25 protein-coding genes are annotated in these 25,376 nt (G+C 75.7%); 6 read left to right on the top strand and 19 right to left on the bottom strand.

Annotation, left to right across the window (positions count from 1 at the left end):
* Positions 1-264 precede the first annotated feature (264 nt).
* Positions 265-603 (bottom strand): hypothetical protein, encoded by a 339-nt coding sequence (locus DMH08_RS16495; RefSeq protein ID WP_125615454.1) that lies wholly within the window; start codon positions 601-603, stop codon positions 265-267.
* On the bottom strand, positions 600-902 hold the full coding sequence (locus DMH08_RS16490; protein ID WP_125615451.1) for a hypothetical protein: 303 nt from the start codon (positions 900-902) through the stop codon (positions 600-602). The genes DMH08_RS16495 and DMH08_RS16490 overlap by 4 nt, the downstream gene beginning before the upstream one ends.
* Before the next feature lie 176 nt (positions 903-1,078).
* On the opposite strand from DMH08_RS16490, the gene DMH08_RS16485 reads away from it, so the two are divergent.
* Positions 1,079-2,386: a helix-turn-helix domain-containing protein gene (locus DMH08_RS16485; protein ID WP_125615449.1), complete on the top strand. Its 1,308-nt coding sequence runs from the start codon at positions 1,079-1,081 to the stop codon at positions 2,384-2,386.
* A 6-nt stretch (positions 2,387-2,392) separates the two neighbouring features.
* Here the strand turns inward: DMH08_RS16485 and DMH08_RS16480 are convergent, their stop codons facing one another.
* The 3 genes from DMH08_RS16480 to abc-f form a co-directional block, all read right to left on the bottom strand.
* Positions 2,393-2,806, bottom strand: a complete 414-nt coding sequence (locus tag DMH08_RS16480; protein WP_125615446.1) for a VOC family protein — start codon at positions 2,804-2,806, stop codon at positions 2,393-2,395.
* Positions 2,807-2,941: 135 nt separating this feature from the next.
* Positions 2,942-3,577 (bottom strand): CatB-related O-acetyltransferase, encoded by a 636-nt coding sequence (locus tag DMH08_RS16475; protein ID WP_125615443.1) that lies wholly within the window; start codon positions 3,575-3,577, stop codon positions 2,942-2,944.
* A 16-nt stretch (positions 3,578-3,593) separates the two neighbouring features.
* On the bottom strand, positions 3,594-5,183 hold the full coding sequence (gene abc-f, locus DMH08_RS16470; protein ID WP_199747830.1) for a ribosomal protection-like ABC-F family protein: 1,590 nt from the start codon (positions 5,181-5,183) through the stop codon (positions 3,594-3,596).
* A 117-nt stretch (positions 5,184-5,300) separates the two neighbouring features.
* Between abc-f and DMH08_RS16465 the strand changes: the two genes are divergently transcribed.
* Positions 5,301-5,915, top strand: a complete 615-nt coding sequence (locus DMH08_RS16465; protein ID WP_125615437.1) for a TetR/AcrR family transcriptional regulator — start codon at positions 5,301-5,303, stop codon at positions 5,913-5,915.
* On the opposite strand, the gene DMH08_RS16460 is transcribed toward DMH08_RS16465, so the two are convergent.
* Both DMH08_RS16460 and DMH08_RS16455 read right to left on the bottom strand, forming a co-directional pair.
* Positions 5,908-6,237 carry a DUF3140 domain-containing protein gene (locus tag DMH08_RS16460; RefSeq protein WP_125615434.1) on the bottom strand — a complete coding sequence of 110 codons (330 nt, stop codon included), beginning with the start codon at positions 6,235-6,237 and terminating at the stop codon, positions 5,908-5,910. The two genes, DMH08_RS16465 and DMH08_RS16460, sit on opposite strands and share 8 nt — an antisense overlap.
* Positions 6,234-6,458 carry a DUF2945 domain-containing protein gene (locus tag DMH08_RS16455; RefSeq protein WP_125615431.1) on the bottom strand — a complete coding sequence of 75 codons (225 nt, stop codon included), beginning with the start codon at positions 6,456-6,458 and terminating at the stop codon, positions 6,234-6,236. Before DMH08_RS16455 ends, DMH08_RS16460 begins: the two co-directional genes overlap by 4 nt.
* A gap of 126 nt (positions 6,459-6,584) precedes the next feature.
* Here DMH08_RS16455 and DMH08_RS16450 point away from each other — a divergent pair, with 126 nt between their 5' ends.
* Both DMH08_RS16450 and DMH08_RS16445 read left to right on the top strand, forming a co-directional pair.
* Positions 6,585-6,980, top strand: a complete 396-nt coding sequence (locus DMH08_RS16450) for a DUF427 domain-containing protein (protein WP_158642326.1) — start codon at positions 6,585-6,587, stop codon at positions 6,978-6,980.
* Positions 6,977-7,840, top strand: coding sequence for an acyl-CoA thioesterase (locus DMH08_RS16445; protein ID WP_199747829.1), 864 nt, complete (start codon positions 6,977-6,979; stop codon positions 7,838-7,840). The genes DMH08_RS16450 and DMH08_RS16445 overlap by 4 nt, the downstream gene beginning before the upstream one ends.
* Here the strand turns inward: DMH08_RS16445 and DMH08_RS16440 are convergent.
* The 4 genes from DMH08_RS16440 to DMH08_RS16425 form a co-directional block, all read right to left on the bottom strand.
* Positions 7,829-9,097: an NAD(P)/FAD-dependent oxidoreductase gene (locus DMH08_RS16440; protein ID WP_125615425.1), complete on the bottom strand. Its 1,269-nt coding sequence runs from the start codon at positions 9,095-9,097 to the stop codon at positions 7,829-7,831. The two genes, DMH08_RS16445 and DMH08_RS16440, sit on opposite strands and share 12 nt — an antisense overlap.
* A 229-nt stretch (positions 9,098-9,326) precedes the next feature.
* Complete coding sequence (locus tag DMH08_RS16435) at positions 9,327-11,378, bottom strand: iron ABC transporter permease (protein ID WP_026403715.1); 2,052 nt, start codon at positions 11,376-11,378, stop codon at positions 9,327-9,329.
* Complete coding sequence (locus DMH08_RS16430; RefSeq protein WP_125615400.1) at positions 11,378-12,361, bottom strand: ABC transporter substrate-binding protein; 984 nt, start codon at positions 12,359-12,361, stop codon at positions 11,378-11,380. Before DMH08_RS16430 ends, DMH08_RS16435 begins: the two co-directional genes overlap by 1 nt.
* A gap of 42 nt (positions 12,362-12,403) precedes the next feature.
* On the bottom strand, positions 12,404-13,240 hold the full coding sequence (locus tag DMH08_RS16425) for an ABC transporter ATP-binding protein (protein WP_125615396.1): 837 nt from the start codon (positions 13,238-13,240) through the stop codon (positions 12,404-12,406).
* 251 nt (positions 13,241-13,491) lie between these two features.
* Between DMH08_RS16425 and DMH08_RS16420 the strand changes: the two genes are divergently transcribed.
* Entirely contained in the window at positions 13,492-15,558 is a 2,067-nt protein-coding gene (locus DMH08_RS16420; protein WP_125615393.1) for an ATP-binding protein, read from the top strand.
* A 59-nt stretch (positions 15,559-15,617) separates the two neighbouring features.
* Positions 15,618-16,217, top strand: a complete 600-nt coding sequence (locus DMH08_RS16415; protein ID WP_125615390.1) for an acyltransferase — start codon at positions 15,618-15,620, stop codon at positions 16,215-16,217.
* 34 nt (positions 16,218-16,251) lie between these two features.
* On the opposite strand, the gene DMH08_RS16410 is transcribed toward DMH08_RS16415, so the two are convergent.
* Genes DMH08_RS16410 through DMH08_RS16375 form a run of 8 tightly spaced genes read right to left on the bottom strand, consistent with a single transcriptional unit; the run spans position 16,252 to position 25,093 of the window.
* The gene (locus tag DMH08_RS16410; RefSeq protein WP_125615387.1) at positions 16,252-16,824 is read right to left on the bottom strand and encodes a hypothetical protein; all 573 of its coding nucleotides are present in this window, start codon (positions 16,822-16,824) and stop codon (positions 16,252-16,254) included.
* Positions 16,821-18,176, bottom strand: a complete 1,356-nt coding sequence (locus DMH08_RS16405; protein WP_199747828.1) for a glycosyltransferase — start codon at positions 18,174-18,176, stop codon at positions 16,821-16,823. The genes DMH08_RS16410 and DMH08_RS16405 overlap by 4 nt, the downstream gene beginning before the upstream one ends.
* Positions 18,177-18,183: 7 nt before the next feature.
* Entirely contained in the window at positions 18,184-18,723 is a 540-nt protein-coding gene (locus DMH08_RS16400) for a hypothetical protein (RefSeq protein ID WP_051301021.1), read from the bottom strand.
* Positions 18,720-19,958: a glycosyltransferase gene (locus DMH08_RS16395; RefSeq protein ID WP_199747827.1), complete on the bottom strand. Its 1,239-nt coding sequence runs from the start codon at positions 19,956-19,958 to the stop codon at positions 18,720-18,722. Before DMH08_RS16395 ends, DMH08_RS16400 begins: the two co-directional genes overlap by 4 nt.
* Positions 19,955-21,556, bottom strand: a complete 1,602-nt coding sequence (locus tag DMH08_RS16390) for a glycosyltransferase family 4 protein (protein ID WP_199747826.1) — start codon at positions 21,554-21,556, stop codon at positions 19,955-19,957. The genes DMH08_RS16395 and DMH08_RS16390 overlap by 4 nt, the downstream gene beginning before the upstream one ends.
* 60 nt (positions 21,557-21,616) lie before the next feature.
* Entirely contained in the window at positions 21,617-22,933 is a 1,317-nt protein-coding gene (locus DMH08_RS16385; RefSeq protein ID WP_125615384.1) for a nucleotide sugar dehydrogenase, read from the bottom strand.
* A gap of 40 nt (positions 22,934-22,973) precedes the next feature.
* Positions 22,974-23,990: a Gfo/Idh/MocA family protein gene (locus tag DMH08_RS16380; RefSeq protein WP_026403710.1), complete on the bottom strand. Its 1,017-nt coding sequence runs from the start codon at positions 23,988-23,990 to the stop codon at positions 22,974-22,976.
* A complete protein-coding gene (locus DMH08_RS16375; protein ID WP_125615381.1) occupies positions 23,987-25,093 on the bottom strand; it encodes a DegT/DnrJ/EryC1/StrS family aminotransferase in 1,107 nt (368 codons plus the stop codon). The genes DMH08_RS16380 and DMH08_RS16375 overlap by 4 nt, the downstream gene beginning before the upstream one ends.
* Between the last annotated feature and the right edge of the window lie 283 nt (positions 25,094-25,376).

Raw genomic sequence — 25,376 nt, 5'->3', positions numbered from 1 at the left:
CCGGCCAGCCCGGCCAAGGGCGCCGCGACCCCCGACCGCGCCCGGGCCGCCCGCCTGCCCCCCCCGCCCGGCCTCGCCCACCCCCTCCCGCCCGAGACCCACAAACCCCGCGCCGCCGCCATCCTCGCCCACACCGCCGAGTGACCCCGACGGTCAGACGGCGCCGGCCGGGTCGTCCAGCCGGGTCGTCCGGCCGCACCGGCGGCGCGCAGCGGCCGCGCGGCACCCGCCGCGCCACCCAGCACCGGTCGGGCGCCGCCCGCGTCAGGGGGTGGCGAGTGCGCCGAGGGTGGACCGCAGCCGTCCGCGGCGGGCGCGGGCCGGGCGGCGCCTCGGCGGCGGCGCGGGCCGCGTCGGCGGGCGGGACGGCGGACGGCTCGGCGGTCTCGGCTCCTGCACGGATCCGGCGCGCCGCACGCCCAGTTCGTCCAGGCGCCGGACGAGGTCGGCAGGTGTGGCGGCCTCGACCAGCCGGTGGCGCCCCGCCCGGTCGCGGGCGACCGCCCACCAGCTCCCCGTGTGGCGTCCGAGCCACGCCGTCGTCCCCGGGAACCGCCGCGCCACCTCGGCCGCCACCCGCTCGGGCGTCCACGGCGCGCTCACTGCGCGCCCTCCTCGCGCCCGGCCAGCCGCCCGAGGACGAGCACGGTCGCGTCCACGACACGCTCGGCCTCGGCGATCGGCTCGTTCCAGGACGTCCAGTACCAGAGGCGCCCCGAGTCGTCCGGCCGGGGGCGGCACGTGATCAGGACGGACGGGACGGGCGCCTCGTCGCAGCAGCCGCGCCCGTCCGGGTTCCGGACGCGCAGCCCGCGCGCCGTCAGCTCCACCTCCAGCCGCCGGGCGCCCAAGTACGCGCCAAGTGCTGCGAGCGGGTCGTGCGGGACCGTACTATTCGCCACGGGTCGGACCGCCTTCCGGCCAAGGCCCCGGGCTCCCTGGTGTTCCCGCACCAGGCCGGGGCCGCTTTCGTTTTCACTGCCATGAAAAGGCAATCCCGATTACCGTGGAAGGTGTTGCCTGCTGCCTGCGATTCCAGGCAACAGGCAACACCCACTATCGACAGATAGGGCCGGTTATGACGGAATTCGGCAGCAAGATGCGGGTTCTCATGATCGAACGCGAGCTGTCACTGCGCGGGCTCGCCGCCGCCGTGCATTTCGACGCGGGGCACCTGTCAAAGATCCGCAGCGGATTCCGCGCGCCGTCGCCCGATCTCGCCCGGTTGCTCGATGAGGCGCTCGAAGCCGACGGCGAACTCGCCGCCCTCGCGCCCGCGGCACGGACATGCACCCGCGAGCGGCGTAGCGTGGAGCGGGCGAGTCCACACCCCGGCGTCCCGAACGAGGAGGACGACGACATGGAACGACGTCGACTTCTGCAGGCCCTGGCGGCCCTCGGCATCACCACGACCCCGGCAATGGAAGCCCTCCAGCACATTCACGGCGGCGTCGATCGCGCACTGGGCCGCAGTGAGGAAAGCCAACTGGACGAATGGGAAGAGACGGTCGCCGAGTACGGATACAGCTACACTCTCCTTCCCCCTCAGCAACTCATGCGTGACCTCGCGGTCGATCTTGTGGCCGTTCAGCAGATCACCGCGCGGCGCACCGATGATCGGCTTTCGAAAGATTGGAGCCGAGTGACGAGCGCCTTGTCCCTTCTCATGGCGAAGACCCTGTGCAATTTGGGCGAGCCTCGTCTGGCACGCCAGTGGTGGACCACCGCGCACCACGCGGCCGATGCCTCCGGCGACATCCACCTCAGCATTTGGGTGACCCAGAACCGCCTCATCCGCGAAATATATGAAGACCGTCCCGCCGGAGTGCTCCTGCGCAAGGCGGACGAGGCGATCTCTCGGTCCTCGGGCACTCCCTGCCCCGGCCTGGCGGGTCTCCACTCGGTCCGCGCGCAGGTATACGCGTTGCAGGGGCGCGACGCCGAAGCAGCGGCGGCTCTGCGGTCCTGCGAGGAAATCACTCAGAGAACCAACACCTCGACCGCGGACCCGAGTTCCGTCAACGACTGGGCCGAGGACCGCGTGCACTACACCGCGGCTTGGGTGCACGCTTACGCGGGTGATCGCGAGCTGGTGGACAAGTCGGTCGACAAGGCGCTGGCGATCCTGCCCGCCGACGATCCGCGCACGCGCTCCCAGCTCTCGCTGCTGAATGCGTCCGGGCATGTCCGTGCGGGGGACGTCACCGAAGGGGTCCGGCTCGCGCAGGCGGTCTACGAGGCCCAGCCGGTCGAGCACCGGACCACCCTGGTGAACAGCCTCGCCCGCAAGGTCGCCGACGCCGTCCCAGCGGAGAGCCGCAGGTCGCCGAAGGTCGCCGGGTACCTGGAGTCGCTCGACGCCGGGACGCCCGTGCGGCGCGCGTAGCCGCCGTCAGGCGGCCGAGCCGCTGATGTTGACCATCCAGCCGATGCCGAAGCGGTCGGTGCACTGGCCGTACTCGTCGCCCCACATCTGCATCTCCAGCGGGACGACCACGGTGCCGCTCTCGGAGAGCTTCGCCCAGTAGCCGCGCAGCGTGTCGGCGTCGTCGCCGCTCAGACTGATCGTGATGTTGTCGCCGGGGTTGTACGGCATGCCGGGCGGGCTGTCGGCGCCCATGATCGCGTAGCCGCGCTCGGAGCGCAGCAAGGCGTGCATGATCTTGTCGGCCCCGGGCGCGTCCGGGTCGCCGAACTCGCCGAAGGTGTGCATCACCAGTTCGCCGCCGAAGACGGACCGGTAGAACGCCATCGCCTCCCGGGCGTCGCCGTCGAAGCTGATGTACGGATTGAGCTGCGATGTCACAGAGTGCCCCCTGTCGAGGATGCCGGAATCGACTCGCGCTTCGATCCTCACAACCCGTCCGCGCGCCGGGCTACCGGCATTGGGATCCGTCATGGTCGAGTCTCGGTAAAGGCGGGGCGGCGCGGCTGACGCCGTTCAGGGGGCGGCTTGCTCCAGTTCGTCGACGGTGCCGGACATGATGGTGCGGACGTGGGCGGTGATGTGCTCGACGGGCCAGTCCCACCACGCGACGGCGAGGAGGCGCTCGACGTCGGCGTCGCCGTGGCGGCGGCGGATGAGGCGGGCCGGGTTGCCGCCGACGACGCCGTAGTCGGGGACGTCGTCGACGACGACGGAGCCCGACGCGACGACGGCGCCGTGGCCGATGCGGACGCCGGGCATCACCGTCGTGCGGTAGCCGAGCCACACGTCGTGGCCGAGGACGGTGTCGCCGCGGCCGGGCAGGTCGGTGATGAGGTCGAAGTGCTCCGCCCACGCCCCGCCCATGATCGGGAAGGGGAAGGTGGACGGGCCGTCCATGCGGTGGTTCGCGCCGTTCATGATGAACCGGACGCCTTCGCCGAGCGCGCAGAACTTCCCGATGACCAGCTTCTCGGGGCCGTAGTGGTACAGGACGTTGCGGGTCTCGAAGGCCGTCGGATCGTCCGGGTCGTCGTAGTACGAGTACTCCCCCACCTCGATGAGCGGTGAGGTGACGAGGGGTTTCAGCTGGACGAGCCGGGGCTGGCCGGGCATCGGGTGCAGGACGGTCGGGTCGGCGGGAGCGGGCATCGGGGTTCCTTCGGGGTCAGAGGGCGAGGTGGGCGCCCTGCCAGCGGCGGCGCAGGCGGCGGTCGTGGCTGACGACGACGAGGGCGCCGCCGTACCCGGCGAGGGCCGTTTCGAGGTCCTCGACGAGGGCGGGCGACAGGTGGTTCGTGGGCTCGTCCAGCAGGAGGGCGTCCCAGGGTTCGGTGAGCAGCCGCGCGAGGGCGAGCCGCTGGCGCTGACCGGTGGAGAGGCGGCCGACGGGGGTCGTGAACTGGGCGGGGTCGAACAGGCCGAGGGCCTGGAGGCGGTCGGCGTGCTCGGCGGGGTCGCCGGTCCGGCCGCGGGCGAAGGCGGCGAGGAGCGTCTCGCCGGGCGCGCCCGGCCGGGGCTCCTGCGGGAGGTACCCGACGCGGCCGCGGCGGGCGACGGTGCCGCGGTCGGGGGCGGCGTCGCCCGCGAGGACGCGCAGGAGGGTGCTCTTGCCCGCGCCGTTCGGCCCGGTGACCAGCAGCCGCGAGCCCGCGGGGACGGCGAGGTCGGTGGGGCGCAGGCGGTCCGCGACGGCGACGCCGGCGGCGTCGAGGACGTTCCCTTCCAGGCGGCGGGCGCGGAGCACCGGGGTGAAGCGGAGCGGTTCGGGCGGCGGCGGGACCGGGTCGGCGAGGAGCCGCCGCAGCCGCTCCTCCGCGTTCCGCACCCGGCTCGCGAGCGACTGCTGCACCCGTCCGGCCGCCCGGTCGTAGGCCATCTTGTTGCCGTCCTTCATCGCGCGGCCGGGCGCCACCCGGCGGGCGGTGGTCGCGGCGGACTCGCGGTGGTGCTCCACGTCGGCCCGCCACCGGTCGTGGGCCTGGACCCAGCGTTCGCGGGCCGCCTTCTTCTCGGCGAGGTACCCCGCGTAGCCGTTGCCGTACCGGACGACGGTGCGCCGGTCGGCGTCGACCTCCAGCAGGGTCGTGGCGACGCGTTCGAGGAACGCGCGGTCGTGGGAGACGGCGACGGTGGTGCCCGCGCGGGTGCGCAGGTGGTCCTCCAGCCAGGCCACGGCGGCGTCGTCGAGGTGGTTGGTCGGCTCGTCCAGCAGGAGCACCTCGGGCGCGGCGGCGAGGACGGCCGCGAGTCGGAGCCGGACCTGCTCGCCGCCGGACAGGCCGCCGACGGTGCGGGCGCGGTCGACGAGGCCGAGGCCGAGGCCGTGCATGGCGCGTTCGACGCGGGCGTCGGCGTCGTAGCCGCCGCGCAGCTCGAACACGGTCAGCAGCTCGCCGTACTCGGCCATGGCGGTCTCGTCGCCGCCGGCCATCGCCTTCTCGAGGCGGCGCATCCGCTCCTCGATGGCGCGGAGGTCGCTCAGGGCGCGGTCGATGACCTGCTGGACGGTCGCGTCCGGCGGGAGCCGCTCGTCCTGCGGGAGGTAGCCGACGCCGCCGTCCGCCTGGACGACGACCTCGCCCGCGTCGGGGTGCTCGCGGCCCGCGAGCAGGCGGAGGAGGGTGGTCTTGCCGGAACCGTTCTCACCGACGATCCCGGTGCGCTCGCCCGCGGTGAGCGAGCACGTCACCGAGTCGAGGACGACCCGGCCGTTGTACGACTTGGACGCGGCGAGCGCGGTGATCTGCGTGGGCATGCGGGCACTCCGAAGCATTCGAGGGGCGGGCGGCCGGGGACCGCGGGACCGGGTGAACGCTCCGGATGAGCATCGGCGACTCCACTAATGCGACAACTGTTACTTTAAGATGGTGCCATGACGACCACCCCGGCGCAACCGGAAGATCGACGGGCCCGGCGCCCCGGCGGCCGGACCGCGCGCGTGCGCGCGCAGGTGCTCGACGCCGTGCGGGCGGAACTGGGCGAGCACGGCTTCGACGGGCTCACCATGGACGGCGTCGCCGCGCGGGCGGGCGTGCACCGCGCGACGGTGTACCGGCGCTGGAAGGACGTCGGGGGGCTGCTGGCGGACGTGCTGGACGCGGCGGGCGACGACGACTGGCGGCCCCCGGACACCGGTTCGCTGGAGGGCGATCTGACGGGGCTGAACCGCGAGATCCAGGACGGCATGGCCGCGCGGCCGCCGGTCATGGCGGCGCTGATCGCGGCGTCGTTCCGCTCCGAGCAGGCCGCCGAAGCCCAGCGGCGGCTGTGGGAGGACCGGTACGCCCGCTGCGAGGTCGTGGTGGAGCGGGCCGTGGCGCGGGGCGAGCTGGCGCCGGGCGTGGACGCGCGGCGGCTGCTCATCGCGGCGACCGCGCCGCTCTACCACCACCTGGTCCTGCTCGGCACGCCGCCCGACCCGGACCTGCCCGGCCAGGCGGCGCGGACGGCCGTCCTCGCGGCGTCCGCGGGCGCGTTCGCTACTTGAGGGGGTCGTGGCCCCAGTTCATCAGCGAGTAGCGCCACTTGGTGTGCTCGATGTCGCCGGACGGGCGCTGCGCGAGGTGGCGGTGGACGTAGCCCACGACCTTGTTCATGTGCGCCCGGTCGTCGTCGGTCAGGTCGGACGACCTGGCGCGGAGCAGTTCGATGATCCTGCGGCCCGACGCGTGGCCGGTCGACTCGCCGCCGCCGTCCTTCTGCCCGACGGAGCGGGACTCGTCGGAGTCGAGCCAGCGTTCGAGCTCCTTCGGGGTCATGTTGACGACCTCGCCGAACTCGGCCTCGACGCCCGCGCCGTCGCCGCTCACTTCTTCTTCCGCTTCAGCGCGGACGGCTTGTGGACGGCCTTCTTGCCGCTCTTCTCGCTGCGCACGACGTACTGGGGTTCGTCGGGTGACGCGGCGACCGTGCGTCCGGCCTCCTTCCGCCGGTCGGTGACCTTCTTCTCGACTTTTCCCTCGGCCGTGGACCCGTGGCTGCTCCACTCGACCTCGTCCCCGATCGAGGGTTCCCCCTTGCGTTCGCCCATGTCACCGGCCTACCCGGTCCGCGGCGCGCAACCTCGGCAACGGTAATCTCGAATTGGAGAATGCCCCTTCCACTCGGGGGTGCCCGCTGCGAGGATGGAGGCGTCCGCCCGAGGGAGGTCGCAGCCTTGGCAGCCGCACGGTCGATGTACCACGAACGCCCGGACTACCGCGTCGAACTGCTCGCCCGCACGAACCTCGTGACGGCGCGGCTGGGCGGGACGCTCCTCGCCCGCAGCCGCGCGTGCCTGTTCGTGGACGAGCAGGACCACGGGCTCGCGGTCTACTTCCCCGAGGAGGCCGTCGACTTCGCGCGGCTGGAGCCGACCGGCCGCCGCACCGTCTGCCCGTTCAAGGGCGAGGCCGTGCACTGGCGGGCGTCCGGCGGCGGCGGCCCCGGGATCGCGTGGGCCTACCCGGAGCCCTTCCCGCAGGTGGCGCGGCTCGCCGGGCACGTCGCGTTCGACCTCGACGCCGTCGGCGTGACGCTCGGCGCGGGCGTCTTCACGGGGGTGCGGCCGTGACCGGTTCGTCCCTCGCCCGGATGCTCGACGTGTTCGACGTGGCCCCGGCCGGCGCCGGGCGGTCCGCGTTCACCGGGGGCAGCGACGGCGGCGGCCGCCGGGTCGCCGACGGCAGCCAGCTCCTCGCCCAGTGCGTCGTCGCCGCGTCGAAGACGTTCCCCGGACGGACCGTGCGTTCGGCGCACGCGCTGTTCGTCGCGGTCGCCGACCCCGCGCAGCCGCTGGAGTTCGCGGTCGCGCCCGTCCGGGAGGGCCGCTCGTTCGCGAGCGCGACGATCGCGGTCGGGCAGGGCGGCCGGACGTGCGCGACCTGCACCGTCCTCCTCGACCGCCCGGGACCCGACGTCGTCCGGCACGACGCGTGGACGGGCCCGGCGCCCGCGGGCCCCGGCGCGGCGCACCCCGTCGACATGCCGATGCGGGGCCGCGAGATCCGCATCGAGGACGTCCGGGACTACGGCGACCCCGACGAGGTCGGCCCCCCGGTCATCGACGCGTGGGTGCGCTACGAGGCCGTCCCCGAGCGGGACGACCTGCGGCGCGCGCTGCTCGCGCACTTCACCGGCCACCTCGCCATCTCGACGACCATGCGGGCGCACCCCGGCATCGGGACGGCGCAGGCGCACGACACGGTGTCGACGGCGGTCATGGGCATCGCCGTGCACTTCCACGAGCCCGTCCGGTGGGACGGCTGGGTCCGGTACCACCACGAGAGCGTGTACGCGGGCGCGGGCATGAGCCACGTGCGCGGCCAGATCGTCACCGGGGACGGGCGGCTCCTCGCGTCCTTCACCCAGGACGGGATGATCCGGGCGTTCGAGCCGCGCGGGCAGGCGATGCCCGCCGCGTCACGGCTGTGACTCCGGCACCGCGGCGATCCGGCGGCGGGCGTCGAGGGCGCGCAGGTCGTCCAGGACGGCCTGCGCGGCGCGGCGCCCGGAGACCAGGGCGCCCTGGATGGAGCCGGTGTCGCGGTGGTCGCCGCACACGTACCGCCCGGGGCCGAGCCGCACCGGCTGCCGGAACCGCAGGGGCGGCGGCATCGCGGGCAGCGCCTCCGGCACCGCGTACGTCGCGAGGTGCCGCCACCCGTTGGTGTGCCCGTAGATCTCCGCGAGGCGGTCCCGCACCCGCGGCTCGTCCGCGTCGCCGTGCACGCCGAGGACGGACGTGGAGATGAGCGCGCGCCCGTCCGGCGAGTACTCGGGGGCGGCGTCGGTGAGGACGATCGTGTCCGCGACGACCCCCTGCGCGTCGATGATCTGCACCGGTTCGCGCATCGGCGACGACGTGGCCGTGTGGTAGAAGGTCGTGACGGACCGCATCGCGGGCGCCTCGACGCCGGGGACGAGCGCCGCGGCCGCCGTCGGGTCCGCCGCGACCACGACCGCGCGCGCCGCGATCGTCTCGCCGGACGCCGTCCGGACGCCGTCGTCGGTGATATCCCGGACGGGCCTCTCCAGTTCGACCGTCCCCTCGGGCAGCCGGTCGGCGAGCAGCGCCGGGACCCGCCCCATGCCGAGCGCGGGCACGCCGATGGTGCCGCTCGCGAACGACCGCCAGAGCATGTGGAAGTAGCGGCTGGAGGTCTCCAGGTCGCGTTCGAGGAGGACGGCGGCCAGGAACGGGCGCAGCAGCCGGTCGATCATCGTGTCCGAGATGCCCCGGCGGCGCAGCTCGTCCAGCGTCGTGCGCTCGGCGCCGGTGCGGATCCGGGACGGCGGCGCGGCCATGTCGCGGGCCGTCATCGCCACCAGCGCGGCCTTGTCGCGCGGCGACCCGATGCCCGCGAAGAGGGTGCCGAGCGTGTACGAGGGGTGCCGCCACGGGAGCATGACCCGCTCCCGGCGTCCCGCGTCGTAGACGACCACCCCGGACGCGAACGGCCGCAGGTGCAGCGACCGCAGGTCGAGCAGGCGCCGCACCTCGGGGTACGCGGTGTTGAACACCTGGAAGCCCCGGTCGAGCCGGAACCCCTCGACGACGTCGGTGCGCATGCGTCCGCCGACGCCGTCCGACGCCTCCAGCACCCGCACCGGCACCCCGTTCTCGCGGAGCCGGACGGCGCAGGCCAGCCCGGCGATCCCCGCCCCCACCACGACCACGGTGTCGGCCATCGTCCCTCCTCGCGTCGGTCGGGACATGCCCCCGCGGCCGGTGATGACATCCGCGAAGGAGCAAAATCCCCGGCAAGAGCGGCCCCCTGCCCGGCGGCCTCCACTCCGCCGCGTCTCGTTCCGGCCACCGGTAAGCGCGTCATTGTGGGGGGCGACCCCCCACACCCCCCGGCAAGAGCAGCCCCTGACCGGCGGCCTCCACTCCGCTGCGCTCCGTTCCGGCCGCCGGTCAGGGGGCGGTGCGGCGCATCAGCCAGATCAGGTACGGGGTGCCGAGGACGGCGGTCATGATGCCGACCGGGATCTCGACAGGGGCGAGTAGGGTGCGGCCGAGCGCGTCGGCGGCGACGACGAGGACGGCGCCGAGGACCGCGGCGACCGGGACGAGGCGGGCGGTGGCGCCGCCCGCGAGGCGGCGGGCCAGGTGCGGCGCGACGAGCGCGACGAACCCGACGTTCCCGACGGCGGCCGCGGCGCCCGACGCCAGCACCGCGCCCGCGAGCAGCGCCAGCAGCCGGGCCCGGCCGAGGTTCAGCCCGAGCGCGCGCGGCAGGTCGTCGCCGAGCGCGAGCATGTCCACCGGGCGCGCCGACAGCGCGAACAGGACGGCCGCGAGCGCGGGCACGGCGAGCCAGCCGAGCGTCGACGCGTCCCGGGCGTAGGTGCTGCCCGCCATCCAGGTGAGCGCCGCCGACACGTTCATCTGCTCGGCGACGACCATCAGGTTCGTCACCGCGCTCAGCGTGACGGCGGCGCCGAGGCCGACGAGGACGACGCGGGTCGGGTCGAGGCCGTGCCGGTCGCGGGCGAGCGCGACGACGACGGCGAGCGCGAGGACGCCACCGGCCGCCGCGAACACCGGGATCAGCGCGGCGGGCGCGCCCGGCAGCACGGTGATCAGCGCGACGGCGCCCGCGGACGAGCCCGCGGTGACGCCGAGGAACCCGGGTTCGGCGAGCGGGTTGCGCACCACCGACTGGACGGCCGCGCCCGCGACCGCGAGGACGGCCCCGGCCAGCGCGGCGACCAGGATGCGGGGCAGCCGGTAGAACACGACGGCGTCGGTCTCGTCGGTGCCGGAGCCGGTGAGGGACGCGGCGACCTGGCCCCACGAGACGTCCACGTCGCCGATCCGCAGGCCGACCAGCGCCGCGGCGGCGAGGGCGAGCAGCCCGCCCGCGAGGACGGCCGCGTAGCGGGGGCCGCCCGGCGGCGCGGTGACCGCGACGGCCGCGCCCGCGTCGGCGTCCCCGGTCTGGGTGCGGCGGGCGAGCAGGACGAACACGGGCCCGCCGATCAGCGCGGTCACGACCCCGACGGGCAGTTCGCCGAACCCGGCGGACGGCGGGAGGGCGACGCGGGCGGCGGCGTCCCCGGCGAGGACGAGCAGCGCGCCGCCGAGCCCGGCGAGCGGGAGCAGCGCGAGGTGGCGGCGGACGCCGAGGCGGCGGACGGCGACCGGGGCCATCAGGCCGACGTAGCCGATCGGGCCGGTGAGGGTGACGGCGGCGGCCGCGAGCAGGACGGCGAGCAGCCAGGCGAGCACGCGGGTGCGGGCCACCCGGACGCCGAGGGACGCGGCGGTGTCGTCGCCGAGCGCGAGGACGTCCAGCGGGCGGGCGAGGGCGGGGGCGAGCAGCGCGGCGGCGAGGACGACGGCGCCGATCGTCAGCGGGCGGTCCAGCCCGGACTGCAGCAGCGTCCCGTTGCCCCACAGGAAGACGCCGCGGGTGGCGGGCTCGTCGACGAGCTGCAGGAACTCGGCGCCGGCCATGCCGCCGAGGGTGACGCAGGCGCCCGCGAGCAGCAGCCGCCCGGGGGTGAGGACGCCGCGCGCGGTGAGCAGGTAGACGGTCGCGGCGGCGGCGAGGCCGCCGAGGAACGCGGCGCCGCCGGACAGCAGGGTGCCGGTCTCCAGGCCGAGGTAGGCGGCGAGGGCGACGGCGAGGTAGGCGCCCGCGTTGACGCCGAGGGTGTCGGGGGCGCCGAGCGGGTTGCGGGTGGAGCCCTGGATGAGGGCCCCGGCGACGCCGAGGGCGACGCCGGAGGCGAGACCGGCGAGGGTGCGCGGCAGGCGGCTGCCCAGCAGGACGGCCTCCGCGTCGGCGTCGGCGCCGCCGGCCGCGAACGCGGCCAGGTCGCCGAGGCCGACGCCGGACGCGCCGAGGGTCAGGTGCAGGACGGCCACCGCGCACAGCGCCGCCGCGAGCGCGCCGCCCGCCGCGAGGGCGGTCGGGCGCGCCCGCGGCGGAAGCCCGGCCCCGCCGGTCGGGACGGTCATCAGACCCCGAGCGCCTTGCCGGTCATGGTGAGGATGTGGACGCTCGACAGGACGCCGCCGTAGAACCAGGTGCCCGGGTCGAGGGCGAGGGCGCGGTCGTCCTCGACGAACGCGGCGCCCGTCCAGACGGGGTTGTCGGCGAGCTGCTCCTTGAACGGGTTGTCGTCGTCGGCCGCGACGTACAGGAACGTCGCGTCGTCGGGGACGCTCGTGATGCCCTCGACGCCGACGGTCGTCATGCCCCAGTCGTCGGGCTTGCCGGTCCAGGTGTTCTTCATCCCGGCGAGGTTCAGCACCTGCGCGACGAGCGCCTTGTCGGTGTGCATCCGGATCTGCGGGGCGTCGTTCGCGGTGAACGCCTGCGCGACCGCGTACTCCAGGCCCGCCTTGTCGGCCTTCTCCAGCCGCGACTCGAGGTCCGCCGCCGCGGTGTCGATCTTCTTCAGGACGGCCGGGGCCTCGCCTTCCTTGCCGACGGCCTTCGCCAGCTCGGTGAAGTTCTTCTTCATCGTGCCGAGGGCCGGGTCGGCGAGCGGGTCGAACGCGAGGACGGGCGCGATGTCGGCGAGCTGGTCGTGGTTCGCGGCGATGCGGCTCTCGTCGGAGACGATCAGGTCCGGCTTCAGCGCGCGGATCTTCTCCAGGCTCGGCTCCTGCCGGGTGCCGACGTCGGCGACGCCCTCGGGCAGCTTCGCCTCGGGCGCGCTGACCCACTTGGCGTATCCGGCGGGGTCGGCGTTGCCGATCGGGTTGATGCCGAGCGCGAGGAGGTTCTCGGTGTACGTCCACTCCAGCGACACGACGCGGGTGGCGGGCGCGTCCAGCGCCACCGGGCCGCGCGCGGTCTGGACGGTGATCGCGCCCGCGCCGCCGGGGGCGTCGCCGCCCGCGGTGTCGCCGGCCGAGCCGCCGCACCCGGCGGCGGCGAGGACGAGCGCCGTCGCGGCGGCGCCGCCCGCGAGGGCGCGCAGAAGTCGTTTCATCAGGGGTTCCTCAAGGTGAAAGGGTCGTTACCGGGGGAAGGCTCAGGTTGCGGCCCGCTCGGTCGGCTCGGTCCGCTTGGGGAAGCAGGCGAGGTGCCCGCTCGCCGGGTCGCGGACGACGTCGACCTCGATGCCGAACGCGTGCGCGATCGTCTCGGGCGTCAGGACGCCGGCGGGCGGCCCGGCCGCGGCGACGCCGCCGTCCGCGACGACCACGACCTCGTCGGCGTACGCGGCGGCCTGCATCAGGTCGTGCAGGACGACGCCGCACGCGATGCCGTGCTCGCGGGCGAGCCGCCGCACCACGTCCAGCACCTCGAACTGGTGCTTCAGGTCGAGGTACGTCGTGGGCTCGTCGAGCAGCAGGATCCCGGCGCGCTGCGCGAGGACGGTCGCGAGCCACGCGCGCTGCCGCTCGCCGCCCGACAGCTCGTCCAGGCGGCGGTCCGCGAGCGGCGCCGCGTCGCCGACGCCGAGCGCCCACTCGATCGCGGCGACGTCGTCGGCGGTGTGCCGGGCGAAGGCGCCGCGGTGCGCGTACCGGCCGTGCCGGACCAGCTCGCGGACGGTCACGCCCGCGGGCACCAGCGGCGTCTGCGGGAGGAACGCGAGCCGCCGCGACAGGTCGCGGCGCGACAGCGACCGCAGCGGGGCGCGCTCCGTGCCCGCGCCGACCTCGACCGTCCCCGCGATGGCGTCCTGGAGTCCGGCGACGGTGCGCAGCAGCGTCGACTTGCCGCAGCCGTTGGGGCCGACGAGCACGGTGACGGCGCCGGCCCGCAGCGTCAGGTCGACGCCGGAGAGCACGGCGCGGCCCTGGTGGCCCACCGTGAGGCCGCGGGCGCCGAGCAGGACGTCGCCGGTCGCTTGAGGGGCCACGTGCGCACTCCCGACGCTCGAACGGAACGGTCCACGCGCACGTCGCGCGCGTGCGAGTTAGGGCAGGCTAACTTATTCCCCTCTCCCGGTTCATCCCAGGTAAGGCCCTATGCCGGAATCGACGTTCCGGTCCCGCGCACACCCGCCGGACGGTTACGGTTCGATGACTTTACGGAATCGGCCCGTCACTCTCGGCCGCACTCCATACGATCTGTGTCCTTTCCGGCACGTTCCGCAGCCACAGGGGGATCATGGACATCGCGCCCGACCGCCGCCCCGGGAACCTTCCCCCGGGCCTCCCGAGCCTCGTCGGCCGCGCCGTCGACCTCGCCGAGATCGACCGGTCGCTCCGCCTCCACCGGCTCGTCACCGTGACCGGCACCGCCGGCGTCGGCAAGTCCCACGCCGCCCTGCGGGCCGCCGCCGACGCCGCCGACCGGTTCCCCGACGGCGTCTGGGTCGTCCCGCTGGCCCAGGTCGTCGACCCCGCGCACGTCCCGCGGGCCGTCGCGCTCGCACTGCGCGGCCGCGACCGGACCGCCCGCGACCGGACCGCCCGCGACCGGTCCGCCCGCCCCGAGACCCGCCTGATCAGCGAGCACCTCGCCGGGCGCCGCTGCCTCATCGTCCTGGACACCTGCGAGCACCTCGTCGAGGGCTGCGCCGCGCTCGCCGCCATGATCATCGCCGCGTCCCCCGGCACCCGCGTCCTCGCCACCGGCCGGCGGCGGCTGCACCTCCCCGGCGAGGAGGTCGTCGACCTGGCGGCGCTCCCCGTGCCGCCGGACGGCGCGGACGCCGCCGACGTGGCCCGCTGCCCGTCCGCCGCGCTGCTCGCCGAACGGGCCCGCGAGCACGACCCGGGCTTCGCCGTCACCCCCGGCAACGCGGCCGCCGTCACCGCCCTGTGCCGCCGCCTCGGCGGGCTGCCGCTCGCCCTCGAACGCGCGGCGGCCCAGCTCGCCCGGCGGTCCGCCGCGGACCTCGCCGCGGACCCCGGCCTCCCGCCGGACGACGCCGCGCCCGGCCGGTCCCCCGTCCTCGCCCCGCACGGCGGCCTGTGGACGGCCATCGGCTGGAGCCACGAGCTGTGCACGCCCGCCGAACGGCTGCTGTGGGCGCGCGCGGCCGTGTTCGCCGGGGCGTTCACGCCGGAGGCCGCCGAGGACGTCTGCGCGGGCGGCCCCCTCACCGACGTCGCGGACGCCCTCGACGGGCTCGTCGAGAAGTCCGTCATGATCCGGCGGGCGGACGGGCGCCACCGGCTGCCCGCGGCGCTGCGCGAGTACGGCGCGTCCTGGCTGGGCGCGCTCGGCGAGGAGCGGGACACGCAGCGGCGGCACCGCGACCGCTACCTCGCCATGGCCCGCGAGGCGTACCCGGAGTGGACGCGCGCCGGGCAGGTCGACTGGCACCGGCGGCTCTCGGGCGAGTTCGCGGAGGTCCGCAAGGCGCTCGAGACGTGCCTGGCCGACCCGGGGCCGCTCGCGCTCGAGTTCGCCGGCGCCCTCTGGTTCGTCTGGGTGTCGTGCGCCTTCGAGCACGCGGGCCGCGACATCCTCGCCCGGGCCCTCGCGCACGCCGACACCGCGCCCGGCCCGCTGCGGGTCCGCGCCGCGTGGGCCCTCGGCTCGGTCATGAACTTCCAGGGCGACACGGCCGGCGTCGACCGGTGCGTCGCCGAGTGCCGCGCCGCCGCGCCCGACCCCACCGCCGTCCGCGCCGCCGACTGCATCGAGGCCGCCGACCGGGCGATGAGCGGCCGTCCGGCCGAGGGCGTGGAGCGGCTGCGCCGCCTCGCCGCCGAACCGTGGGACGACCCACTCCAGGAGGCGACCTGGATGACGGCGCGCGCCGCCCTCGCGTTCGCGCACGTCCTCCTGGACGACTACCCGTCCGCGTCCGCGGTCGCCGAGGACCTGCGGCGCGACGGGGAGCGCCGCGGCGAGCACCGGTTCCGCGGCTACGGCCACTACATCGACGCGCTCGTCGCCCTGTTCAGCGGCGACCACGGCACCGCCGCGACCCGCGCCGGGCACGCCTTCGAGAGCTTCAAGCTGCTCCACGACGCGTCCAACATGGCCCTCAACCTGGAGGTCATCGCGATCGCCGACCAGCTCGACGGCGCCCACGAGCGCGCCGCCGTCCTGCTCGGCGTCAGCACCCGGCTGTGGGCGCCCGACGGCGGCCGCGCCCGCTGCACCGCGCCCCGGCTCGCGCAGGCCCGCCGCGACTGCGAGAAGTCCATCGCCGCCGCCCTCGGCGAGGAGCCGATGGCGACCCTCTTCCGCACCGGCCTCCACTCCGCCTGGCCCTGACCGACGGACCGCCATCCACCGGACACGCCCCGTTCAGGCCGCGGACCTAGGTTGGCCGCATGAACCATCGCATCCTGCCGAGCGCCCAGGTCGACCCGTCCGCCGAGATCGGGGACGGGACGACCGTGTGGGACCTCGCGCAGATCCGCGAGGGCGCCCGGCTCGGCGCGGGCTGCATCGTGGGGCGCGGCGCGTACGTCGGGGCGGGGGTGCGGATCGGCGACAGCGTGAAGCTGCAGAACCACGCGCTCGTCTACGAGCCGGCCGTGCTGGAGGACGGCGTGTTCGTCGGGCCCGCGGTCGTCCTCACCAACGACCGGGCGCCGCGCGCGGTGGACCCGGACGGCCGGCTGAAGCGCGCCGCGGACTGGGAGGCCGTCGGGGTGCACGTCGCCGCGGGCGCGTCGCTCGGCGCGCGCAGCGTGTGCGTCGCGCCGGTGCGGGTCGGGCGGTGGGCGATGGTCGCGGCGGGCGCGGTCGTGACCCGCGACGTCCCCGACTTCGCGCTCGTCGCGGGCGTCCCGGCGCGCCGGATCGGCTGGGTGGGGCGGGCCGGGGTCCGGCTGGCGGAGCGGCCGGACGAGCCGGGCGCGTGGGAGTGCCCGAGCACGGGCGAGGTCTACGTGGAGGCGTCCGGCGCGCTGACCGAGAAGCACTGACCGAGAAGCGCCCACCGAGAAGCACTGACGCGGGTCACGGTTTGGCGTGCAGGCTCCGGTCCTGCCGGGTCGTGACGACGGCGTCCGGGTGCAGGCGGGCGAGCCTGCGGGCGAGCGGCACGGACGTCCGGTCCATCACGATGACGCGGGCGACCGGGGCCGCCGCGGCCTCGCGGAGGAACCCGCGGCGCGCGGCGCGGGCCAGCACGAGCGGCCGGGCGTGCCGGTAGAGCGGCAGGAACGCGCGCCGGTGGACGGTGGTGGAGGCGGTGCTGCGCGCGCGGTCCATTCGGGCGCCGGGGCGGCCGAGCCGCCGCACCGGACGCGCGAGGAGCCGCGGCACCCGGACCACCAGCGCGTGCTCCAGCCGCGGCAGCGGGTGCCGCGCCTCGGCGCCGTCCAGCCGGTGCAGGCGCGCCCGGCCGTCCAGGGCGTCCCAGCCGTCCGGTTCGGCGGTCACCACGTGGACCTCGGCGCCCTCCTCGGCGAAGTGGCCGGCGAGCCCGATGACGCGCCGGTACTGGACGCGCGGGTCCGCGCCCGGCAGCGGGTCCATGGTCAGGTTCGGGTCCATCGCCAGGACGATCACCCGTGGCGTTCCGGTCACGCCGGCGCCTCCCCTCTCCGGGCCAGCTCGCCGAGCCGCCGCACGAGCGGTTCGAGGGCCACGGTCCGTTCGAAGCGGTCCGCGTAGGCGCGGGCCTCGGCGACCTGCCGGGCGTCCAGGCCGGCCGCCGCCTTCGCCGCCGCCGCCATCGACGCGGCGACGGCCGCCGGGGCGAGCCCGCCGGGGTCGAACCACAGCGGGTAGTCCCGCAGCAGTTCCCCGGCGGCCGAGCCGGGCGCGTGCACCGACACGATCGGCCGTCCCGCCGCCATGTACTCGAAGATCTTCCCCGAGGTGACGTACCGTCCGCCGCCGTTCAGGAACACGAGGACGTCGGAGTCCCGGTAGACGCCGGCGAGCGCCGTCTTCGGGACGGGGCCGCGGTAGCGGACGCCCGGGGCGAGGTCCTCGCCGCCGGGCTCGCCGCCGAAGCGGCGGCGGAGCGCGGCGTCGGACTCCTTGAAGAACCCGAAGTACCCGTACAGGTCGAGGGTCGCCCGTTCCATCCCGGCGTGCTCGCGGGCCCGCGCGAACCCCTCGGCCAGCGCCTCGATCGGCTGCTCGCTCGTCACCGTGCCGACGAACGCGAACCGGGGCGCGTGCCCGCCCGGCGCGGTCCGCGCGGCGGGCGGCGGCTCCGCCGCCGGGAGCGTGTCGGCGTCCCACCCGTTCAGGACGGTCATCATCCGGCCGGCGGCCTCCGGGTAGCGCTCGGCGTGCCACGCGCGCTGCGCGTCGTTGACGTACAGCGAGTTCGCCGCCGACCGCAGGATCCGGCGCTCCCACCGCCACGCGGGATGGCCGTCGCCGAACCGCGGCTCCTCCGTGAACTGGTCGAGCGTCCAGGAGTCGCGGTAGTCGACGACGTACGGCGTCCGGGTCGCCTTCCCGAACGCCCACGCGGCGCCGAACGACGCGAACGGGTTCCCGGTCGCGAGGACGACGTCGAACCGGCGGCGCAGGTGCAGCCGCAGCGCCCTCCGGACGCTGTCGCGCGCCCACGACGCGTACCGCTCGGGGAACACGTGGTCCTGCCCCCACGCGTACACCGACTGCGCGAGGTGCGGGAACGCCCCCCGGAACCGGCTGTACTCGCGCACGTCCGTCTGCCACACGAACCGGTTCAGGTCCGGGCGGACGATCGTGACGCGCGGGTCGATCGTGGCCAGCAGCCCGTCGTCGACCGAGCCGATCGTGTCGTACAGGAACGGCAGCGGCGCAGCGAACACCGTGACGTCCCAGCCCAGTTCGGTCAGCCGGTTCGCGGTCGCGCGGGGCCGGTACACGCCGCTGGCGCGGGACGGGGGGAAGTAGAACGCGAGGTAGAGCAGCCGGGGGCGGCGTTCGGTCATGCGGGGGTCATCCTCCGGCGTACCCGGCCCGCGGCCGGTCGGGGGCGATGGAGTAGGCCAGCCGCGCGCCCGCGCCCGCGATGACGTCCGCCAGCTCGGACGCCGTCACCAGCGACTGCGGGTCGCCGACGACGACGAGGTCGACCGCGCGGCGGCGCAGCACCTCGCGCTCGAACACCCGGCGCCGGACCGCGGCCGGGTCGCGGCGGTAGGCGCGGGCCAGCAGCCGGTCGACCGGGCGGGCGACGCGCCGCCGGTACGCGGCGTCGATCCGGTTCCCGAGCCCGCGCAGCGGGCCGGGCAGGCACGCGCGGACCAGCAGCCGCGGCAGCCGGTACAGCGGGATCCGCACCGCGGCGGGGCGGTAGCGGCGTTCGAGCGCGGGCAGCTCGACGGCGTCGACGCCGTCCGGCAGCGGCTCCCGCGCCCACGCGGACGCGGCGCCGACGAGCACCGCGGCCTCGCCGCCGTCCGCGACGACCCGCGCCGACTCCCGGACGACGGCGGGCCGTCGGGTCGCGCCGAGCGCGACGAACAGGACGTTCACGCTACCTCCCTCTCCTCCGCGTCCCCGTCCGCGTCCTCCGCGCCGGGAAACCAGTGCCGGTGGTGCGCCTCCGCGACGGTGCGGTACCCGAAGCGGCCGTCCAGGACGGCCCGGGCCCGCGGCAGGTCGAGCCCGTCCGGGAAGCGGTCGCGGAGCCGGCGGTAGCCCGCGGCGATCACCGCCGGGTCGTCGGTGACGTCGATCATCTCCCCGGCCGCGTCCGCCACGCCCGCGAGCGTCCGCTCGGGGCCGCCGCAGCGGGTGACGAGCACCGGCAGGCCCGCCGCGACCGCCTCGACGACCGTCACGCCGAACGTCTCGTAGCGGGCCGCGTGCACGAGCAGGTCGTGCTCGCGCATCAGCCGCGCCGCCCGGTCCGGGGGGACGGCGCCGAGGAACGACACCGCGCCGGCGACGCCGAGTTCGGCGGCGCGCTCCGCGAGGGGCCCCGCCAGCGCGCCCGTCCCGGCCACGGTCAGCGTCAACTCGGGGTCCTCGGCGCGGCACGCGGCGAACGCCTCCAGCAGCGGGCCGACGCCCTTGCGCTCGACGAGCGTGCCGACGTACAGCCAGCGGCGCAGCGCGGTGACGGGACGGCGCCGCGGCGCCGCGAACGAGACCGGGTTCGCGATCGGCCGGATCTTCCCGGCGAGCGCCGGGAACGCGGCGGCGAGCCGGTCCCGCAGCACGTCCGTCACGACGAAGAACCCGTCGCAGCGGTCGAGGACCTGCTCGTACAGCTCCCGCGAGTCGGGCTGCTCCAGCACCGTGCCGAGGAAGGACGCGTGCTCGGTGACGAACACGCGCGCGTCCGGGCGGGCGTTCTCCAGCGCGGTCCAGCCGCCGCGCAGCCCGACGTGCGCGTGCACGACCGGCGCCGGGATCGGCGCGCCGCCGAGCGCCTCCCGCAGCCACGCGGCGTGCTCGCGGGCGAGGTCCGCGAACGTGTATCCGGGCACCGTCGGGACGGGGACGCGCAGCAGCCGGGCGCCCGCCGCGGCGGGCTGCGGGTGCAGCGCGAGCGGCAGCAGGCGCCGGTGCGCCGCGCGGGCCGCCTCGACCTCCTCCGGCGGCTGCCGCATCAGCCACGCCTCGGTGTGGTAGACGGTGACGTCGCCGCAGCCCGGCGCGGTCGCGCCGACCATCGCCTCGACGAACGCCCCGGCCCACTCCTGCTGGGGGTTCGGGTACCAGGGGGTGACCACCGCGACGTCGCGGTCGCCGGGCCCCGTCACGCCCGGTCCCGGGCGCCGATCAGCGGCGCGCCGGGCGCCTCGCCCGCCCCGCCCGGCGGAGCCGTCCGGGCGGGGCGGGGCGCCAGGCGGGTGTAGACGCCGTCGAGGACCCCGGCCTGCGCCTCCCACGTCCAGTCGCGGAGCAGGTCGGGACGCTCGTCGTACACGGCCCGGTACCGCCCCGGGTCGCCGAGCACCGCCTCGACGGCCCGCACGTAGTCGTCCGGGTCCTCGGCGCGGAACACCTCGCCCTGCCCGGTGTTCTTCACCATGTCGCCCATCGCCCGGACGTCGCTGACGACGATCGGCAGCCGCGCGTGCGAGTACTCGAAGAACTTCGTGATCAGTGCGATCTCGTGGTTCGGCCAGTGGTGGATCGGGACGACGCCGAAGTCGGCCGCCGCCAGGAACGGGACGACCTGGTCGAACGGTACGTACGGCAGGACGTGCACCCGATCGTCCACGCCGAGCTCGGCGGCGCGCGCGGCGAGCCCCCGGACGTACTCGGACCGCGCGGTCGCGACGACCAGCGCGACGTGCAGGCCCGGCAGCCGCGGCAGCGTCTCGATCATGATGCCGAGGCCGCGCTGCACGGACGCGCTGCCGCTGTAGACGGCGATCGGGACGTCCGGGCCGACGCCGCACAGCTCCCGCATGTCCGGGACCGGATCGCCGCCCGCGGGCGCCGCCTCGGTGACCGGGGCGTTCAGCACGACGGTCGGCCGCTCGCGCAGGCCGTGCCCCTCGACGAGCCGGTCCGCGAGGGCCTCCGACACCGTCAGCACCGCGTCGGCGTCGCCCGCGTACTCGCGCTCGTGCGCGCACATCGCGGCGAGCCAGCGCGGCCCGGTGCCCCACGGCCGGATGCCGGGCAGGAACTCGTGCGCGTCCCAGACCAGCTTCGTCGCCCGCCCCCGCGCGCGGGCCCGCCGCGCCGCCCGCGCCCCGACGCCGAGCATCCGGAAGTCGTTCGCGTGGATGATGTCCGGGTCGAGCTCGTCGATGACGTTCTTGTACGCGCTGTCCCAGTCCCACAGGTTGCGGTCGAGGACGCGCCAGGCCCGGTCGCCGAGCAGCGCCTGCCAGTACCGGATCGCCAGCCGCTCCAGCGGCGAGTCGCGGTTCTTGCGGGCCGCCGCGAGCGCGTCGGTCTGCCGGGCCCGCACCGCGACCCACCGGGCCTGCGCCTTCGCCGCGGCCCGCCGCGCCAGCAGCCAGCCCTTCCGCGGCGGCCCCGCCCCCGGCTCCAGCCGGCTCGCCGCCAGGTCGGCCCGCCGGGACTGGACGAGCCGGCGCCGGTAGTCGGCCGCCGTCGGGTGCCCGTAGGCGAGCGGGCGGCGCAGCGTCGCCCGCAGCACGCCGGGCCGCTTCCCCGGCACCAGCATGTGCCGGAGCTGCACGAGGCGCACGTGCGCGCCGCCCAGCTCCCAGCTCCGCGGCGGGCCGCCGGTGCAGCCGAGGAGGTGCACGTCCCACCCCGCGTCGGCGGCGGACGTCGCCGCCTTCTGCACCCGGGAGTCGCGCGCGACGTCGTTGTCGACGAGCATGACGACGCGGCCGCGCGGCGCGGCGGGAGCCGTCCGGTCTTCGGGTTGCATTCGGTTCTCCAGTGGTCCGTTCTCCAGTGGTCCGGCGGTGCCCGGCACGGGCGGGGCCGCCTAGGGCGGCGTCCCGCGGCCGGTCCCCGCGGCCGGGGCGCCGATGACGACGCGGGCCACGCCCGCCCAGCGGGCCGCGTCGGTCACGCGGCGGCCGTCCACCAGCACCTTCACCCCGGGAAAGTCGGACGAGCCGAGCGTGCGGTACTCGGCGTGGTCGGCCTGGACGATCGCGGCCGTCACGGGCTCGCCCCGGTGCGGCGGCAGGCCCAGCGCGTCCAGCTCGTCCGCCGTGTACATCGGGTCGGAGACGTACGGGACGGCTCCGCGCGCGCGCAGCGCCTCGACCGTCGGGAAGACGCCGGAGAACGCGGTCTCCTTGACGCCGCCGCGGTACGCCGCGCCGAGCACCAGCACCGGCGCGCCCGTCAGGTCGCCGTACGCGCCGGCGAGCAGCCCCGCCGCGTACCCGGGCATCGCGGCGTTGGCGTCCCGGGCCGCCCGGACGACCGTCGCGTCCGGGTCGTTCCACAGGTACATGCGCGGATAGACCGGGATGCAGTGCCCGCCGACCGCGATGCCCGGCCGGTGGATGTGGCTGTAGGGCTGCGTGTTGCAGGCGTCGATCACCTTCATGACGTCCACGCCGATCGCGCCCGCGTACCGGGCGAACTGGTTCGCGAGCCCGATGTTGACGTCCCGGTACGTGGTCTCCGCCAGCTTCGCCAACTCGGCGGCCTCCGCCGACCCCAGGTCCCACACGCCGTTCGGACGGTCGAGGTCGGGCCGCTCGTCGAACTCCAGCACCCGCTCGTAGAACTCCGCGCCGCGCCGGGCGGACGCGTCGTCGATGCCGCCGACGAGCTTCGGGTAGCGCCGCAGGTCCGCGAACACCCGGCCGGTCAGCACCCGCTCGGGGCTGAACACCAGGTGGAAGTCCGTGCCCGCCGCCAGGCCCGACCCCTCGGCGAGCATCGGCGCCCACCGGGTCCGCGTCGTCCCGACGGGCAGCGTCGTCTCGTAGCTGACGAGCGTCCCCGGGCGCAGCCCCCGCGCGACGGCGCGCGTCGCGTCGTCCATCCAGCCGAAGTCGGGCGCGCCGTCCGCGCCGACGAACAGCGGCACCACCACCACGACCGCCTCGGACCCGGCGACCGCCGCCGCGGTGTCCGTCGTCGCGGTCAGCCGCCCGTCCCCGACCGTCTCGGCGAGGTACCGGCCCAGGTCGGCCTCGCCGGGGAACGGCTCCCGGCCGGCGTTCACGTCGGCCACCACCCGCGCGTCCACGTCCGCGCCGACCACCCGGTGGCCCCGGCGGGCGAACTGCACCGCCAGCGGAAGCCCGATCTTGCCGAGCGCGACCACGCAGATCCGCATGCTCCGCCTTCCCGTCCCGCTTCCCGTCGCGCTTGCCGTCTCAGCCGACACCCAGCACCTCCGACGGCGCCTTCAGCGCGACCGTCTCGCCCGTCTCCGCCGACTCCAGCACCGCCGCCGACACCTCCACCGTCCGCAGCGCCTGCCGCAGCGTGACGATCCCGCCCGTCCCGCCGCCCGCGCGGACGGCGTCCCGGAACCGCTCGTGCTCGACCCGCAGCGGCTCCGGCTTCGGGATCGCGTAGCGGACCATGTCGCCCTGCGAGACGCCGCGGAAGTTGCGCAGCGCCTCCCACTCGTTGCTGACCTCGCCGTTCGCGTGGAACGTCAGGTCGGCGGTGAGCGTGTCGGCGACGAAGCAGCCGCGCTCCCCCGTCACCACCGCCGTCCGCTCCTTCAGCGGGCTCAGCCAGTTCACGAGGTGGTTCACCATCGAGCCGTCCGCGAGCCGCCCCACGGCGGCCACCATGTCCTCGTGCGGGCGGCCGCTGCGCGCCACCGTGTGCGCGGACACCGACACGTAGTCCTGGCCGGTCACCCACGCGGTCAGGTCGATGTCGTGGGTCGCGAGGTCCTTCACGACGCCGACGTCGGAGATCCGGTGCGGGAACGGTCCCTGGCGGCGCGTGACCACCTGGAACACCTCGCCCAGCTCGCCCGCCTCCAGCCGCGCCCGCATGCTCTGCAGCGCCGGGTTGTACCGCTCGATGTGCCCCACGCCCGCGACCAGCCCCCGCGACTCGAACGCCGCCACCAGCCGTCCCGCCGCCTCCACCGAGTCGGCCAGCGGCTTCTCGATCAGCGCCGCGACCCCCGCCTCCGCGAGCCGCAGCCCGACCTCCTCGTGCAGCGCCGTCGGGCACGCGACCACCGCGTAGTCGACGCCGAGCGCCAGCAGCCCGTCCAGCGAGTCCAGCAGCGGCACCCCGCTCGGCGCGGCCCCGCCGCGCGGGTCGACGACCCCGGCGAGCTCGACGCCGTCCGTCGAGCCCAGCACCCGCGCGTGGTTGCGGCCCATCACGCCGAACCCCACGAGGCCCGCCCGCAGCGCCCTCACGCCGCGGCCCCCTCGTTCACGGCGTCGGCCACGCGCGCCAGCTCCGCCCCGGTGAGGGCCGGGTGCACCGGCAGCGACAGCGCCTCGGCCGCCGCCCGGTCGGTCTCCGGCAGGTCCCAGCGGGGATCCGGGACGCCGTCCCGCAGGAACGGCGGCAGGCGGTGGACGGGCGTCGGATAGTAGACGGCGTGGCCGATGCGGCGGCCGTCCAGATGCCGGCGCATCGCCTCGCGCCCCTCCCGCACCCGCACCGTGTACTGGTGGTAGACGTGCCGCGCCCCCGCGGCGACCGGCGGCGGCACCGCCCCGGTGAGCTTCGCGTCGAGGAAGGCCGCGTTCGCCCGGCGCCGCTCGGTCCACTCCGCGAGCCGCCCGAGCTGCACCCGCCCGACGGCCGCCGCGACGTCCGTCAGCCGCAGGTTCGCCCCGACGATCTCGTTGGCGTACCGCTCCGCCATGCCCTGGTTGCGCAGCAGCCGCAGCGTCCGCGCCGTCCCGGCGTCCGCCGTCGTGACCATGCCGCCCTCCAGGGTGTGCATGTTCTTCGTCGGGTAGAAGCTGAAGCAGCCCGCCGTGCCGAGCGCCCCGGCCGGGACGCCGTCCAGGCTCGCCGCGTGCGCCTGCGCCGCGTCCTCGACCAGCGCCAGGCCGTGCCGCCCGGCGAGCGCCGCGAACCGGTCCATCGCCGCCGGATGCCCGTACAGGTGCACGGGCATGACCGCCGCGGTGCGGTGCGTGATCATCGCCGCGGCGGCGTCCGGATCGAGGCAGAACGAGCCCGGCTCGATGTCGGCGAACACCGGCTCCGCGCCGGCCAGCCGCACCGCGTTCGCCGTCGCCGCGAACGTGAACGACGGCACGATCACCTCGTCGCCGGGCCCGATGCCCAGCGCGAGCAGCGCCAGGTGCAGCGCCGACGTCCCCGAGTTGACCGCGACGCAGTGGCGTCCGGCCACCAGCGCGGAGAACTCCTCCTCGAACGCGGCGACCTCCGGCCCCTGGACGACCCGTCCGCCGCGCAGCACCCGGACCACGGCGTCGATCTCCGCGTCGCCGATCACCGGTCGCGCCGCGGGAACGGGTTCCCCGGATTCCTCGGGCATGGGCAGCTCCTCATTGCGGCGGCCGTGCGGGGCCCTCGGAAAAGAGCACGCGGCGGCGGCGCGGACCTGGAAAGTCTCGCTTAACGGTCGGATTGTAACTAAAGCGCCGAGCGCGCAGCACGCACCTTAAAGCATTGTTGCCAAATTACGGCCGAGCCTGTACGGACACATGAAAAATTCGCAACCGAACCATTTCGATCGCCTGCGCGGCCGCGCGCCCCGGCGCCCGTCCGCCCACCACCTGCGCGCTGGACGCCCGCCGACCGCGCTACCCTCGGGCTTC

This window comes from Actinomadura sp. WAC 06369, from assembly GCF_003947565.1.
Taxonomy (GTDB): domain Bacteria; phylum Actinomycetota; class Actinomycetes; order Streptosporangiales; family Streptosporangiaceae; genus Spirillospora; species Spirillospora rifamycini.
Note: the sequence above shows the minus strand (reverse complement) of the source record. Positions and strands in the feature narration are given on the sequence as shown.

Bases quoted from the DNA above. Each gene is read 5' to 3' on its own strand.
- abc-f (WP_199747830.1), bottom strand. From the start codon at position 5,183: ATGCCCACGCAGATCACCGCGCTCGCCGCGTCCAAGTCGTACAACGGC.
- DMH08_RS16390 (WP_199747826.1), bottom strand. From the start codon at position 21,556: ATGCAACCCGAAGACCGGACGGCTCCCGCCGCGCCGCGCGGCCGCGTC.
- DMH08_RS16440 (WP_125615425.1), bottom strand. From the start codon at position 9,097: ATGGCCGACACCGTGGTCGTGGTGGGGGCGGGGATCGCCGGGCTGGCC.
- DMH08_RS16475 (WP_125615443.1), bottom strand. From the start codon at position 3,577: ATGCCCGCTCCCGCCGACCCGACCGTCCTGCACCCGATGCCCGGCCAG.
- DMH08_RS16435 (WP_026403715.1), bottom strand. From the start codon at position 11,378: ATGACCGTCCCGACCGGCGGGGCCGGGCTTCCGCCGCGGGCGCGCCCG.
- DMH08_RS16430 (WP_125615400.1), bottom strand. From the start codon at position 12,361: ATGAAACGACTTCTGCGCGCCCTCGCGGGCGGCGCCGCCGCGACGGCG.
- DMH08_RS16415 (WP_125615390.1), top strand. From the start codon at position 15,618: ATGAACCATCGCATCCTGCCGAGCGCCCAGGTCGACCCGTCCGCCGAG.
- DMH08_RS16405 (WP_199747828.1), bottom strand. From the start codon at position 18,176: ATGACCGAACGCCGCCCCCGGCTGCTCTACCTCGCGTTCTACTTCCCC.
- DMH08_RS16485 (WP_125615449.1), top strand. From the start codon at position 1,079: ATGACGGAATTCGGCAGCAAGATGCGGGTTCTCATGATCGAACGCGAG.
- DMH08_RS16385 (WP_125615384.1), bottom strand. From the start codon at position 22,933: ATGCGGATCTGCGTGGTCGCGCTCGGCAAGATCGGGCTTCCGCTGGCG.
- DMH08_RS16375 (WP_125615381.1), bottom strand. From the start codon at position 25,093: ATGCCCGAGGAATCCGGGGAACCCGTTCCCGCGGCGCGACCGGTGATC.
- DMH08_RS16420 (WP_125615393.1), top strand. From the start codon at position 13,492: ATGGACATCGCGCCCGACCGCCGCCCCGGGAACCTTCCCCCGGGCCTC.
- DMH08_RS16455 (WP_125615431.1), bottom strand. From the start codon at position 6,458: ATGGGCGAACGCAAGGGGGAACCCTCGATCGGGGACGAGGTCGAGTGG.
- DMH08_RS16465 (WP_125615437.1), top strand. From the start codon at position 5,301: ATGACGACCACCCCGGCGCAACCGGAAGATCGACGGGCCCGGCGCCCC.